The sequence below is a fragment of the Patulibacter ginsengiterrae genome (assembly GCF_056269115.1).
In genome coordinates this window covers 49,694-63,275 of the sequence record NZ_JBWDOG010000019.1, presented here as the reverse complement: position 1 = coordinate 63,275, position 13,582 = coordinate 49,694, and the positions used below count along the sequence as shown (strand labels likewise).

11 protein-coding genes are annotated in these 13,582 nt (G+C 72.8%); 9 read left to right on the top strand and 2 right to left on the bottom strand.

What is annotated here, in order from left to right:
* Positions 1-240 precede the first annotated feature (240 nt).
* The 3 genes from ACVUH9_RS19310 to ACVUH9_RS19300 are packed head-to-tail and all read left to right on the top strand — an operon-like array spanning position 241 to position 1,830.
* Entirely contained in the window at positions 241-894 is a 654-nt protein-coding gene (locus ACVUH9_RS19310; protein WP_475759901.1) for a Crp/Fnr family transcriptional regulator, read from the top strand.
* Positions 894-1,418 carry an NUDIX hydrolase gene (locus ACVUH9_RS19305; protein ID WP_475759899.1) on the top strand — a complete coding sequence of 175 codons (525 nt, stop codon included), beginning with the start codon at positions 894-896 and terminating at the stop codon, positions 1,416-1,418. The genes ACVUH9_RS19310 and ACVUH9_RS19305 overlap by 1 nt, the downstream gene beginning before the upstream one ends.
* 13 nt (positions 1,419-1,431) lie before the next feature.
* On the top strand, positions 1,432-1,830 hold the full coding sequence (locus ACVUH9_RS19300) for an ASCH domain-containing protein (RefSeq protein WP_475759897.1): 399 nt from the start codon (positions 1,432-1,434) through the stop codon (positions 1,828-1,830).
* A 374-nt stretch (positions 1,831-2,204) separates the two neighbouring features.
* Here the strand turns inward: ACVUH9_RS19300 and ACVUH9_RS19295 are convergent, their stop codons facing one another.
* Entirely contained in the window at positions 2,205-2,981 is a 777-nt protein-coding gene (locus ACVUH9_RS19295) for an Lrp/AsnC family transcriptional regulator (protein ID WP_475759895.1), read from the bottom strand.
* Positions 2,982-3,008: 27 nt separating this feature from the next.
* Between ACVUH9_RS19295 and ACVUH9_RS19290 the strand changes: the two genes are divergently transcribed.
* The 5 genes from ACVUH9_RS19290 to ACVUH9_RS19270 all read left to right on the top strand — a co-directional run bounded on the left by ACVUH9_RS19290 (position 3,009) and on the right by ACVUH9_RS19270 (position 10,787).
* Entirely contained in the window at positions 3,009-4,871 is a 1,863-nt protein-coding gene (locus ACVUH9_RS19290; RefSeq protein ID WP_475759893.1) for a DUF6421 family protein, read from the top strand.
* Positions 4,868-5,908, top strand: coding sequence for a threonine aldolase family protein (locus ACVUH9_RS19285; protein ID WP_475759891.1), 1,041 nt, complete (start codon positions 4,868-4,870; stop codon positions 5,906-5,908). The genes ACVUH9_RS19290 and ACVUH9_RS19285 overlap by 4 nt, the downstream gene beginning before the upstream one ends.
* A gap of 217 nt (positions 5,909-6,125) precedes the next feature.
* Complete coding sequence (locus tag ACVUH9_RS19280; RefSeq protein ID WP_475759889.1) at positions 6,126-6,671, top strand: MarR family winged helix-turn-helix transcriptional regulator; 546 nt, start codon at positions 6,126-6,128, stop codon at positions 6,669-6,671.
* Positions 6,671-8,290, top strand: coding sequence for an MDR family MFS transporter (locus tag ACVUH9_RS19275; RefSeq protein ID WP_475759887.1), 1,620 nt, complete (start codon positions 6,671-6,673; stop codon positions 8,288-8,290). The genes ACVUH9_RS19280 and ACVUH9_RS19275 overlap by 1 nt, the downstream gene beginning before the upstream one ends.
* Before the next feature lie 214 nt (positions 8,291-8,504).
* Positions 8,505-10,787, top strand: coding sequence for a WD40/YVTN/BNR-like repeat-containing protein (locus tag ACVUH9_RS19270; RefSeq protein ID WP_475759885.1), 2,283 nt, complete (start codon positions 8,505-8,507; stop codon positions 10,785-10,787).
* A gap of 132 nt (positions 10,788-10,919) precedes the next feature.
* Here the strand turns inward: ACVUH9_RS19270 and ACVUH9_RS19265 are convergent, their stop codons facing one another.
* Complete coding sequence (locus ACVUH9_RS19265; protein WP_475759883.1) at positions 10,920-12,833, bottom strand: hypothetical protein; 1,914 nt, start codon at positions 12,831-12,833, stop codon at positions 10,920-10,922.
* Positions 12,834-13,282: 449 nt separating this feature from the next.
* Here ACVUH9_RS19265 and groES point away from each other — a divergent pair, with 449 nt between their 5' ends.
* Positions 13,283-13,582, top strand: a complete 300-nt coding sequence (groES, locus tag ACVUH9_RS19260) for a co-chaperone GroES (RefSeq protein ID WP_475759881.1) — start codon at positions 13,283-13,285, stop codon at positions 13,580-13,582.

Sequence of the window (13,582 nt, the reverse complement as noted above, 5' to 3'; positions counted from 1 at the left end):
GCTCGGCCGGAGGACCCGCGGCGAGCGACCTGGTCGAGATCGTGCCGTCCGCTCTCGTGATGCCCTGGTTGTGGCGCGAACCGTCTGGTGGACGGCGATTCCCGCGTCCGGACGGCGTAGATCGCGACGGTTGCGCGGCGCAAATAACGCCCGACCGTCCGAGGAGTGTGGTATTTCCCACTGGTGGGCCATGCCGAGCAGGTGACAGAAAACGACCCGACGCTCGAGCTTCTTGGCCGGGTGCCGGTGTTCGAGACGTTGGGGCCCGAGGACCTGGCCCGCGTCGCCGAGGTCGCGGTCCCGCGGCGCTTCTCGCCGCAGCAGGTGATCTTCCGCGAAGGCGACAAGTCGGACACCTGCTACATCGTCAAGGAGGGGCACTGCCGCGCCGTGCGGCACCACCCCGACGGTCGCGCGATCACCCTCGCCCACTTCGGGACCGGCGACATCTTCGGTGAGCTGGCGATGTTCGACACCGACCGCCGCTCGGCGACGGTCGAGGCGCTCGACCGGGTCCAGGCGCTGGCGATCCTCGCCGGCGACATGCGTCGGCTGATGCGCGAGCACCCGGAGATCTCCGCCAAGCTCGTGGTCGCCCTCGGCCGTCGCCTGCGCGAGGCCAACGAGCGCCTATCGCGGCAGTCGTTCCAGACCGTCCAGTCGCGGGTGGCCGGCGTGATGGCGCGGCTCGTCGAGCAGGCGCGGGCGGAGGGCAACGAGGATCCCGAGGTCGAGATCCGGATCACCCAGGCCGACATCGCCCAGCTCGCCGGCAGCTCGCGGGAGTCCGCCAGCCGGTTCCTGGCCGTGCTGGAGCGGGCCGGCGTGCTCAAGCAGGGTCGGGGCCGGATCCTCGTGCACGATCCGGCGGCTCTCGGCCGCTACGTGTACTGATGGCCGGCCGCCCGCGCGGGAAGGGCAAGGGCGGCGGTTCCGGGTCGCGCCCGTCGCGTCGCCGCCGTCGTGGGGGACGGGGCGGGGCCAACGGCGGCGGAGGCCCGACCGAGCGCGAGTTCTCGTGCGGGGGCGTCGTCGTCCGCGACGACACCTGCCTGGTGATCCAGCCGGTCCGCCCGGACGGTCGGACGGTCGTGACTCTGCCGAAGGGCCACCCCGAGGAAGGGGAGGACCCGCCGACCGCCGCCCTCCGCGAGATCTACGAGGAGACGAGCATCACCGCGCGGGTTCGCGAGCGGCTCGGCGAGGTCGTCTACTGGTACCAGCGCGACGGCAAGCGGATCCGCAAGACCGTCCGGATGTACCTCTGCGCCTACGTCGAGGGCGACCCGATGCCCGACGGATTCGAGGTCTCCGACGTCTCCTGGATGCCGTTGGAACGGGCGGTTCGCGAGCTCAGCTTCCCGGGCGATCGTGAGATGGCCGCTGCGGCCTTGGCCCGGAACGCCAACGGTCGTTAGGGTTCATGAGCCGATGCAGGTCCTGAACTTCTATTCGCGAATCTTTGCCGACCAGCTGAAGCGGGGCCGAAAGACGGCCACGATCCGGTTGGGCGACAAGTCCCACAAGTACCGCAAGAACCAGGCGGTGCTCGTGACCATCGGGTACCAGTTCTCGCCGCGGGAGAAGATCTTCGAGGCCGTGATCGATGCCGTCGAGGTCAAGCGGGTCCGTGATCTGTCGCCCCGCGACATCGAGCACGACAACCCCGAGTTCCGTCGGCACGACGAGCTGATCCACTTCCTCGAGCAGATCTACGGCCGGACGGTGACCGAGGACGACGTCGTCACGGTCGTGCGCTTCAGCCAGATCGTCTCCGGCCCGCCCGGCTACGCCGACGCGCGGCTGGGTATCGGCGGCGCCCAGAACTAGGTCGTCCCGCGAGGCCGCCGCCTCGCGGCGCAGGGCATCGTCTTCGGTCGAGCCATGGACTCCGTCCGTGGCTCGACCTGCATCCTCCCCCTGCATCCACGATCCGGCACCCTCGCGGGACGACCTGGGTGGGGTGGGGAGCTGGCCGACCTGCTCGGCCTACGGCCACCGCACATCCACCCGCGGGCCTCTTCGACCTGCATCCTCCCCCTGCATCCGCGATCCGGCACCCTCGCGGGACGACCTGGGTGGGGTGGGGGATGGGGAGCTGGCCGACCCGCTCAGGTGACGGCGACCTGCGCATCCCCTCGGGTGTGGCTGGAAGGGTCAGCCCGGCTCGGGAGGTCTCCGCGTCGGGCCGATGGCCTGCCGCGTCAGGTGAGCGGGTGGTCGCCGCCGCCGACGAGGCGGGAGAGCACGACCTGGGAGCGGGTCCGGACGACCGAGCCGTCGCGCTGGAGGTCGCGGATCAGCCGCTCGAGGTCGGCGTTGTCGCGGGTCCGGACGCGGGCGATCGCGTCGGCGTCGCCGGTCACGCTCCAGGCCTCGACGACCTCCGGCCGGGTGCGGAGCGAGGTCGCGACCTCGTCGAGCTGGACCGCGGGCCCGTAGAACAGCTCGATCAGCGCCTCGGTCTCGAACCCGAGCGCGCTGTGGTCGATGACCGCGGTGAAGCCGCGGACGGTCCCGTTGGCGCGCAGTCGGTCGATCCGTCGCTTGGCCGACGGGGCGCTGAGCGAGACCCGCGCGGCGACGTCGTCGTAGGTGCGGCGGCCGTCCTCGAGTAGGAGCGCAAGAATCTGTCGATCTGTGTCGTCGATAGGTTCGATTCTTGCACGAAGTCGATGCGAAATGGCATAGACAGCGGATCCAGGGGGGAATACCGTTGTCCCATCGTCATGCGCCCGGAGGTTTCCCCCATGCATTCTCGTCGCCCGATAGCCCGCGTCCTGTTCGACGAGGCGCACAATGAGGCGTGGACGATTCGTCCCGAGGTCGCGCACGCGATCCAGCCCGCGCACCCCCAGGACTCGTCCTACGCCCACGCCGCCGAGCGCCTTCGCTCGTGGGACATCGAGCCCGTCGCTCACACCGACGGTCCGCTCGACGCCGAGGCGCTGGCCGACGCCGACGTGCTCGTGATCGCCCATCCTTCCGATCCGCGCTGGGAGCGGACGGTGCCCGGCGGTTCTCCCGTCCTCGCCGGGAACGAGATCGAGGCGATCGAGGCGTTCGTCCGCGCCGGGGGCGGCCTCGTCGTCCTCGGTGAGGAGGAGCAGGACAAGTACGGCAACAACGTCAACGGCCTGCTGGAGCGCTTCGGCATCCAGGTCCGCAGCGACGTCGTCTCCGACTACGAGCAGCACCGCGAGGCCCCGCACTGGGTGCTCGCCGATGTCGTCCCCACGGCGGTCGGCGGCGTCGACCTGCTGGCGCGGGTCGAGTCGGCCTGCTTCTACCGGGCCGCGACGCTCGAGCTGTCCGGCGAGGCACGCGCGATCGCCCGTGCCGGGCGGGCGTCCTCCCATCCCGGTGAGCCGCTGGCCGCCGTCGTCGAGGCGGGGGCCGGGCGCGTCGTCGTGCTCGGGGACTCCGACCTATTCGGCGACGACTGCCTCGACCACGAGGACCACGACGCGCTCTGGCAGAACCTCGTCTTCTGGGCGGCGGGCGGGGCCTTCCGCACCGAGGAGCAGGCGCCGGCGTCGGCCGCGTACGAGGATCCGGCCTGGCCGGTGCTGCTGGCCGAGGTCGAGGCCCTGCGCACCTGGCAGCAGCCCGACGGCTCGATCGCTCCCGATCAGGTGGCGGAGAGCGGCGCGGCCGAGCGGGTCCCGGCGATCACCTCCGCGATCGGCCGGCTGGCGCCGCACCTGCCGCACCAGGCCGAGTACCTCGACGCGGTCGTCGCGGACATCGAGCAGTGGGCCGCCGAGGGCTTCGGCGTGCCCGACTTCACGCGCTCGCTCGACGTGTTCCGTCCCGACCAGGAGCGTCGCGACGGGATCGAGCACCTGGTCGTCTTCCCGATGTACAAGCAGAACGGGTCGCGCGACACCGCCTTCGAGGCGCTGCTGATCCGGATCCCGTGGCCGGAGTGGCTGGCCCAGCTCGAGCGCGGCCCCTACGACAACGAGAAGTACCTCCCCGTCCAGTTCGTCGACTACACCTCGGGCTACGACAGCGAGTGCGCGGTGCTCTTCCCCGAGACGGTCTCGGTCAAGGGCAAGCCGGCCAACCACTTCGGCGGGATCTTCTGCGACCGCGAGGCCGAGCGCTTCCGGCGGATCGGGAAGGCCGCGGCCTCGACGCTGCGGCTGAACCTCCCGCCCGACGCGGCGGCGCTGCTGAGCTCGCAGCGGATGGCCGAGGACGCCTTCAAGCTCTGGGACCTGGTCCACGACCGCGCCCACAGCCACGGCGACCTCCCGTTCGACCCGTTCATGATCCGTCAGCGGATGCCGTACTGGATGTACTCGCTGGAGGAGCTCCGCTGCGACCTGACCGCCTTCGGCGAGGCCGTCCGGCTCGAGGCCGAGGGCATGGCCGTCGGCCGTGACGCGCAGTACGCGATCCTCTTCGACCGGCTGTTCCGGTTCCCGGTCACCGGCACCCGGATCCGCAACTACGACGGGCTCGGCGGGCAGCTGCTGTTCGCCTACCTGCACCGCACCCACCGCCTGCACTGGACCGACAACCGCCTGACGATCGACTGGGAGCACGTCGGCGAGGGCGTGCTCGAGCTGCGCGCGCTGGTCGAGGACCTCTACCGGACCGGGATCGACCGCACCAAGCTCCAGCACTGGAGCGCGGCCCACGCGCTCGTCGCCACGTACGTGGCACCGGCCTCCGGCTCGGTCTGGGCCGGAGCGTCGTTCGAGGAGGTCGCCGACCCGCGCTCCTACATCGACCAGGTCCGCGACGACGAGTTCCCGCTCTCGATCTTCTACGTCTCGCTGCAGCGGGGCCTGGAGGACGCCCTGCAGCGTCCGGCGCGGACGCTCCCGAGCGCGAGCCCGCGGGAGCCGGTGGCCGCGTGAAGGGGTTCGCCTCCGACAACTACGCGGGGGTCCATCCGGAGGTCCTGGCGGCGATCGCCGAGGCCAACGTCGACCACGACGTCGCCTACGGCGAAGACGCCTGGACCACCCGCGCCGAGGAGCTGTTGCGCGGGCAGTTCGGCCCCGCGGCCCGCTCGTGGCTGGTCTTCAACGGGACCGGCGCGAACGTGCTGGCCTTCCGGGCGCTCTGTCGGCCGTGGCAGGCGGTGATCTGCGCCGAGACCGCCCACGTCAACGTCGACGAGGGCGGCGCGCCCGAGGCGATCGCCGGGGTCAAGCTGCTGACGATCGCGACGCCCGACGGCAAGCTCACCCCGAGCCTGGTCGACGGGCAGCTGGCACGGGTCGGCGACGAGCACGCGGTCCAGCCGCGGGTCGTGTCGGTCGCGCAGAGCACGGAGCTCGGCACGCGCTACACGCCGGACGAGCTGACCGCCCTGGCGGAGCACGCCCACGGGCACGGGCTCGTGCTGCACCTCGACGGCTCGCGGCTGGCCAACGCCGCCGCCGGTCTGGACGTGCCCCTGCGCGCGATCAGCACCGACGTCGGGGCCGACGTCGTCTCCTTCGGCGGGACCAAGAACGGCCTGCTCGGGGGCGAGGCGGTCGTCGTGCTGAACGACGCGCTCGGCGACGGGATGGCCTACCTGCGGAAGCAGACGTTGCAACTCGCCTCGAAGGGGCGGTTCCTCGGGGCGCAGTTCGTCGCCCTGCTCGAGGACGACCTCTGGCGGCGCAGTGCCGGCCACGCGAACGCGATGGCCACCCGGCTGGCCGACGGGATCCGCTCGGTGGCCGGGGTCACGATCACCCAGGCGGTCGAGGCGAACGCGGTCTTCGCGCTGCTGCCGCCCGGCGTGGCCGACGCCCTGCGGGCGGACTGGCGCTTCTACACCTGGGACGAGGGCACCGGCGAGGTTCGCTGGATGTGCTCCTTCGACACCACCGAGGACGAGGTCGACCGGTTCGTCGCCGCCGTCACCTCGGCCTGCAGCGGCGTTCTCGCGACGCCGTAGCGGTGAGGCGGGCCCGGCCGTGACGGCCGGGCGGTAGTGCTCTCGAGGGTGGCGTGACCGCGGCGATGCCGCCCGGTCGCGCCGGCCCGTCATCGGTGCCCGGCCCGCTCGCGGGCGCTCGTGCGTGCGCCATGGCACAGAAAATAGGTTGCAGAATGCAATGGTCTTGCTATTGTTGCTTGCCGTAAGCACGTAAAAGTGCGAACGGACCTCGAGCATGCCGCAGCCTTCCGCCGACATCGAGGGTCTCGCGCAGGCCCTCTACTCCCTCTCCGCGATCCGTCGCGATCTCCAGCGTTGCGCGGGGATCGAGCACGCCGTCGTCGGGCTGATCACGCTCGGCGCGGTCCACCGGCTCGGGCCGGCCCGGATCAGCGACATCGCCGCCGACCTCCAGGTCAACCTGTCGGTCGCCAGCCGTCAGATCCAGGCGCTGGAGGACGACGGGCTCGTCGACCGGGTCAGCGACCCGCACGACCGGCGGTCGAGCCTGGTGGCGCTGTCCGCCGCCGGCAAGGCCAGGCTCGAGCACGCACACGAGCGGCTGGTCGCCACCGTCCAGCGCGCGGTCGACGGCTGGGACGCCGGCGAGGTCGACGCCCTCGCCGGCGGCCTGGTCCGCCTGCGGGCCGGCCTGACCCCGCCCGCCGCCCCCACCGCGGCCGGGGCGTCCGGCCACCACCCTGCCGTGCCGTCGCCCGTCGGCGGCACCCACGAAGAGCCCGGCGCGACGTTCGCGCCCGGGAACGAGGAGCACGCCTGATGAGTACCACCACCACTCCCACGGGGCCTGCCGGAGGGCAGATGTCCCACCGTCAGATCCTCGAGGCGCTGTCCGGGCTACTGCTCGCGATGTTCGTCGCGATCCTCTCGAGCACGGTCGTCTCGGCCGCGCTGCCGGAGATCATCGCCGACCTCGAGGGCGGCCAGTCCGCCTACACCTGGGTCGTCACCGCGACGCTCCTGACGATGACGATCAGCACCCCGATCTGGGGCAAGCTGTCGGACCTCTTCAACCGCAAGCAGCTGATCCAGCTCGGCCTCGTGATCTACCTTGCCGGCTCGATCCTGGCCGGCTTCGCGACCTCGACCAGCTGGCTGATCGCCTGTCGTGCGATCCAGGGGATCGGGGTCGGCGCGCTGACCGCGCTCGTCCAGGTGATCCTCTCCGACCTCGTCTCACCCCGTGAGCGTGGCCGCTACATGGGCTACCTCGGGGCGGTCTTCGGGCTCGGCACGGTCGCCGGTCCGGTGATCGGCGGGCTCCTCACCGACAGCCTCGGCTGGCGCTACTGCTTCTTCGTCGGGGTCCCGTTCGCGCTGTTCGCGCTGATCCTGCTCCAGCGGACGCTGAAGCTCCCGACCAAGAAGCGCGACGACGTCCACATCGACGTCGCCGGCGGCGTCCTGCTCGCCGCGGGTGTCTCCTCGATCCTGATCTGGGTCTCGCTCGCCGGCAAGAACTTCGACTGGGTCAGCGGCCAGAGCGCCGCGATGGTGATCGGCGGGATCGTGTTCCTGATCGGTGCGGTCCTCGTCGAGCGCCGGGCGCCCGAGCCGCTGATCCCGCTCGACCTGTTCCAGAACCGCACGGTCGTGATGGCCGTGATCGCCTCGGTCGCGATCGGCGTGGCGATGTTCGGCACCACGGTCTTCCTCACCCAGTACATGCAGCTTGCCCGCGGCTACAGCCCGACCGAGTCCGGTCTGCTGACGATCCCGATGGTGATCGGCCTGTTCGCCTCCTCGACGATCTCGGGTCGGCGGATCTCGGTCCACGGCCACTACAAGCGCTTCATGCTCGCCGGCACGGTCGCCTTGACCGTCGGCCTGGTCCTGATGGGCACGATCGACGAGCGCACCAGCCTGGTCGAGGTCGGTCTCTTCATGCTCGTGCTCGGCGCCGGGATCGGGATGGTCATGCAGAACCTGATCCTCGCCGTCCAGAACGTGATCCCGGCCAGCGAGATCGGCGCCGGCTCGGCCCTGATCGCCTTCTTCCGCAGCCTCGGCGGCGCGATCGGCGTCTCCGCGCTCGGGGCGATCCTCGGCAGCAAGGTCGGCTCCTCGGTCAGCGAGGGCCTGGCGGCCCGTGGCATCGACGGCGCGGCGGCGGGCGGCGGCAGCAACATCCCCGACCTCGCGACCCTCCCCGAGCCCGTCCGCGCGGTCGTCGAGCACGCCTACGGCACCGGCGTGGCCGAGATCTTCCTGGTCGCGGCCCCGCTCGGGCTGGTCGCCTTCGCCGCAGTCTGGTTCCTCCAGGAGCACGCGCTGGGGACCAAGAGCGGCGTCGAGCTGGCGCTCGAGGAGCAGGAGCGCGAGCGGGTCGCCACCGGCGACGAAGCTCGCCCGGGCGAGCGCCAGCCGGTCGCCACCTAGCCGCTTCGGGCACGCCGGTCGAGGCCGCTCGGGACGCGGCCGGCCGGACGCTCGCTCCCCCTCTCGAACCGGTCGCCCGCCGCCCGTGCCGCAACTTCGGCCCGGGCCGTGGGTTCTCCAAGGCATCGGTCGTGTCCCGCGACCGTGAGCCAGGAGATGACCTATGAGGTCGAGAAGCGTGTTCTCGGCTGCCGCAGTCCTGTGCGGCAGTCTCGTGTTGTTCCCAGCCGTGGCCGGAGCGGTCCCGTCCGCCGCCACGACCTGGTCCGGGTGGGAGGCCCCCGGGCCGATCGGGGTCGGGAAGCCGGCCCACGTCGCCGCCGCCGGATCGACCACCGCGGTGCTCGGTCGCGGCGACCGGGGCGAGGGGATCCCGATCGCCGTCACCAGCGCGGCAGGGTCGCGGGTCGGGCTCGTCACCGTCAACAAGGACGACGCCGGGTGGACGCGCCTCGCCCTCGCCGGGCCCGACCAGCTGCTGCTGGCCGACGACTGCCGGATCCGGCGCTCGACCGACCGTGGCCTGACCTGGGCCGGCGAGCCGCTCGCCGGGTGCTCCGGCAACACGCCGCAGCTGACCGTGCTCGACGATCGGGTCGTCTTCGCCTCGATCCCGACCCGGACCTGGCGTTCGCTCGACGGTGGCACGACCTGGACGGTCGTCAACGCGGGCGAAACGGGGCCGCAGGCGGCCCTCGACGTCAACACCGGCTTCCGGATCGTGGCCGCTGGTCCCGCAGCGGCAGCGCTCCAGCGGACGACCGACGGCGGAGTCTCGTGGCAGGGCCTGAAGCTGCCCGGCCCGACCCCGCCGGCGGACCCTGCCGCACCGGCCGTGCCGCCCGCGGAGACCGCGCCAGCCCCGCCGGCGACCCCCGGTGAGACCGTTCCGGCCCCGCCGACCACCCCGACCGTCCCGGCGCCGACGGCCAACCCGCTGCTCGACAGCCTGCCGCTGCTGGCCGGCCTCGCGCGGCGGGCCGACGGTGCCCTGCTCGTCGGGGCGGGCGACGCGCTGCTGGTCTCGACAGACCGCGGCGAGACGTTCGTCCGCCACGCCGTGCCCGTGCCCGACGATCTGCCGGGGGCGGGCGCGGTCGCGATCGACGCGATCGTCTGCGACCCGGCCGGGAGCTGCGTCGTCGGCGTGCACGCGGCCAAGGACGCCAACCGCCGCAGCGCGCTGCGGTTCGACGGTGCGGCCTTCGGGGCGCGCGTCGCCGCGTTGCCGCGGACCGAGGCCCAGGCGCCGGCCGCCGCCACGATCGTCGGGATGGAACCCACCGGCGACGGCAGGAGCGACGCGGTCCGGACGGCCGACCTCGGGGCGACGCGCTACCAGCCGATCGCCTCCGGGGGCGACCGTCCCGGTTCGCTCGGCGCCCACGGGCTGCTGGCGATCCCCAGCGTCGGTCGCCTGCACGTCTCGTCCGACCACGGTGCGAGCTGGCGGGACGTCCCGCTGCCCGAGGCGCCGGCCTTCCGCCGGGTCGTCTCCGTCGACGGGGCGCTGGTCGCGCTGGCCGACGACGGCACGCTGCGACGCTTCGCCGACGGCGCCTGGACCGTCTGGGCGGACCTCTCGGCGATCCGGCCTTCGGCGATCGCCGTCTCCGGCAACGTCCCGATCGTCGTCGGCCAGCGCGGCGTCGTCCGGCTTGCCGACCCGGCGAAGACCGAACCGGTCAGCGCCGGCGTGCTCCAGGGCCGCGGCTTCTCCGAGGTCGTCGCCCAGGGCCGGACCGTGATCGCGTCGAGCGGCAAGCTCGCGGTCCGCTCGACCGACGGCGGCCAGCACTGGGGACGGGCGACGCTGCCGCGGGGCACCGACGACCTGCAGCTGGTCACGGCCAAGGCCGGCTTCGCGCTGGTCGGCTCGACGCTCTACCGGACCACCGACGGGGGCAAGCGGTTCCAGCGGCGGGTGACGGTCCCGGCGCTCGGCGACGGCGGTCCCGGCGTCTCGGACGCGTCCGGCGAGGGAATCGAGTTCAGCAACGCCCAGGCCGGCGTGCTGCTGACCCGCTCGGGTGGCTTCGTCACCCGCGACGGTGGCCGGACGGTCGCCGTGCTGCCGACCCCGGGGGCCACGACCCCGGCGGTCGCCGCCCTGTTCGGCGGCGGCGCCGCCCTCCAGGATCCTGATCTGGGGGCGGTCTTCCGCTCGCCGCGGCTGCTGACCGGGCCGGCACCGTCGCTCCAGCTGCGGGCCGCCGGGCGCGTCAAGCGGCGCGCCGGGACCCGGACGCTGACGGTGGTCGGGGTGCTGCGCAAGGCGATCGCCGACGAGCCCGTCGCGATCGTCGCGACCCGGGGCTCCGGCGCCGCGCAGACGACCAGGCTCAAGCGGGTTGTGACCCCCAACGCCGACGGCAGCTTCCGGGTCTCGGTCAAGCTGGCCCGCGGTGAGCGGGGCGTCCAGGCGTGGTACCGCGGGGCGGTCCGGGGGGACCGAACGGTCCGCGGCGCCTCGAGCACGGTGTTGCCGGTTCGCTAGCCGCAGGCCGGCCGGGCGCGCGACAGATCGTCGCTCGCCCCGGCCGTCCCGCGGGTCATCCGCGGGCCGCCTGCGGCCGTCCGTCAGGCCGCGCCGCTCTCGCGACGCGGCCTGACGGCAACCGTCGCTGGTTCAGGAGCGGCGGGGCGGCTTCGGATCGGCCTTGATCCGGAACCCGACCGTCTGGCCCTTGCCGGCGCCGCCGACGCGGATCGTGGCCTTCAGGCTGCGCGGGGAGCGCCGCAGCGAGCGCACCGCGGAGGGCCGCAGGCGGACGCGAGCCTCGACCCAGCCCTGGCCGTCGCCGCGGACCGTGCCGATGATCCGCGAGCGCAGGCCGAGCCGCTTGGCGGTCGCGCGGCTCACCATCAGGTTGCCGCGCAGCTGGCAGCGCTCGGGGCAGCGCACGCGAATCGCGGCGCGACCGGCGAGCACGGTCTCGATTCGGCGGACCTGGCTCGAGCCGAGGTTGGCGCGCTCGACCGGGCTCGGGGCCGGGGCCGGGGCCGGAACGGGCTTCCGCGGCGGATCGGGGTTCGGCTGCGGGACCAGGATCGGCGGGACCGCGACCGGACCGGGCGTCGGAACGTAGGCGCCGGTGGCGGCGAGCAGACTCGCGCCCTTGTCGCCGCGGGGGCGGTAGGTCGCGGTGACCTCCGTGCCGGCGGCCAGCGACCCGGCGGGGGCGACCGCGTGGCCGGTGGCGTCGACCGGGACGACGGCCAGGGGCTTGTCGGGGGCGGAGGTGGCGGTCGTGAAGACGACGTCACCGCCGGTGGGCAGGCCGTCGCGACGCGTCACGTGGGCGTCGAGATCGCCGTTGGTGTCGAACGCGATCGTGGCCTGGTCGATCACCGAGACGGTGCCGTTGCCCGCGTTCGGCACGTAGATCGTGCCGGTGTTCTCGCGGGCGTCGATGGCGAGCGAGAACGGGAGGTCCCCGACCGCGATCTCCCGCGGCAGGTCGCTGCGGTCGTAGGCGACGGCCGGGTCGACGACGAGCAGCGAGCCGGGCGCGTCGCCACGCTCGAAGCTGACGTAGACCGTCCCGTCGGCGGCGACCGAGACGTCGCTCAGGTGGTCGTTCTTGGTCCGCGGGTCGCTGTCGGTCGGCTGCGACTGCACCGGGACGCTGGGCACCGGGGTCTGCGCGCGGAGCGCGACGCGAGCCGTCCGGGCGGCGTTCGATGCCCGCCCGACGCTCGGGGTGAGGTCGATCCGCGACAGCGTGTGGTCGCCGTCGTTGGTCACGTAGGCGACCTTGCGCGGGCGGTCGACGGCGATGCTCGAGGGCCCCGCGCCGACGGTGATCCGCGACGGGGTCGCGTTCAGCGGCGCGTTCGGCTCGATCACCGAGACGGTGCCCTCGCCCTCGTTGGTGACCAGGATCCGGCCGTCGGGGGCGATCGCGATGCCGCTCGGGCGGGAGCCGACCGCGATCGTCGGCGGTTCGCTGGCCGTGTACGACACCCCGGGGCTGATGACCGAGACGGTGTTGCTGCCGTGGTTGGCGACGTAGGCGGTGCCGTTGGCCGCGACGGCGATCGCGATCGGGCCGGCGTCGACCGGGATCGTGCGGGGGCGGTGCGCGTCGCTGTAGGTCTCGCCGGGCTCGATCACCGAGACGGCGCTGCTCGAACCGGCGTTGTGCGTGACGTAGGTCGTTCCGTCGGGCGCGATGCCGATCGCGCCGGGGTACCGCAGCTCGAGCGCGATCGCTCCGCTGGGTTCGCTCGCGCCGCGGGGGACGCGCATCAGGTTGCCACCGCGTACGGCGCCATCGACGGTCAGCAGCAGGTCGCCGGTGGCCGGGTCGACGGCGCTGTCCTGGAACCAGTAGAGGTCGAGGTTCGACCAGGGAGCGAGCGAGGGCCGGGCGACGACGCCCAGGTCGGTGCTCGGCAGCGGGGCGGGTGCCGCGCTGGCGCTGCTGGTGGCGATGGCGGTGGTCGCGGTGGCGACGAGCAGCGTCGCGGCGACGCGGGCGGCACGCCGACGCAGCTGGGTGGCTGGGCGGCTCCGCACGGGCGAGTGGGGCGTGGGCATAGGGCCTCTTCTGACGGGCGACCGGGAACCGCGGCCGGTCGGTTTGGGGGACTCGCGGACACCGTACCGAGCGCCGGTCGCTGACCTCGGCCAAACGCCCGTTCGGCTGGACGCATTTTGGACACTTGCTCTGTCAAGGCTTGTCCTCGGCGTGCGGGAGATGCCCGTGAAGGGCCCGGGGGACCGCGCTGCGCCCCTCGCGGAGCGCTGCGACGCTCGCTCACGGGGGCGCCGCCGGTCGCTCGTCGCCGCCGTGGCGATCGCCGCGGCCGGCGGGAACCGGCCGCGAGCAGGCAGTTCCCGGAGCCGTGTTGGCACTCACAGTGCAAGAGTGCCAACGAGGGTTGACGAGTGCACTCGAACCGTTAGACTCCGCTGCGGGTTGGCACTCTCGCGGTGAGAGTGCCGACGAGTTCTTGTTCGCAACACCGCCCGACGGAGGGACCCATATGTCCATCTCGCTTCAGCCGCTCGGCGATCGCCTGATCGTTCGCGCCATCGACGAGGAGCAGACCACGGCCAGCGGCCTGGTGCTCCCCGACACCGCCAAGGAGAAGCCCCAGAAGGGCGAGGTCCTCGCCGCCGGCAACGGCCGTTGGGACGAGGACGGCGAGAAGCGGATTCCGCTCGACGTCGCGGTCGGGGACAAGGTCCTCTACAGCAAGTACGGCGGCACCGAGATCAAGGTGGACGGCGAGGAGCTCCTCGTTCTCCGCGAGAGCGACGTCCTGGCCAAGGTCATCGGCTAA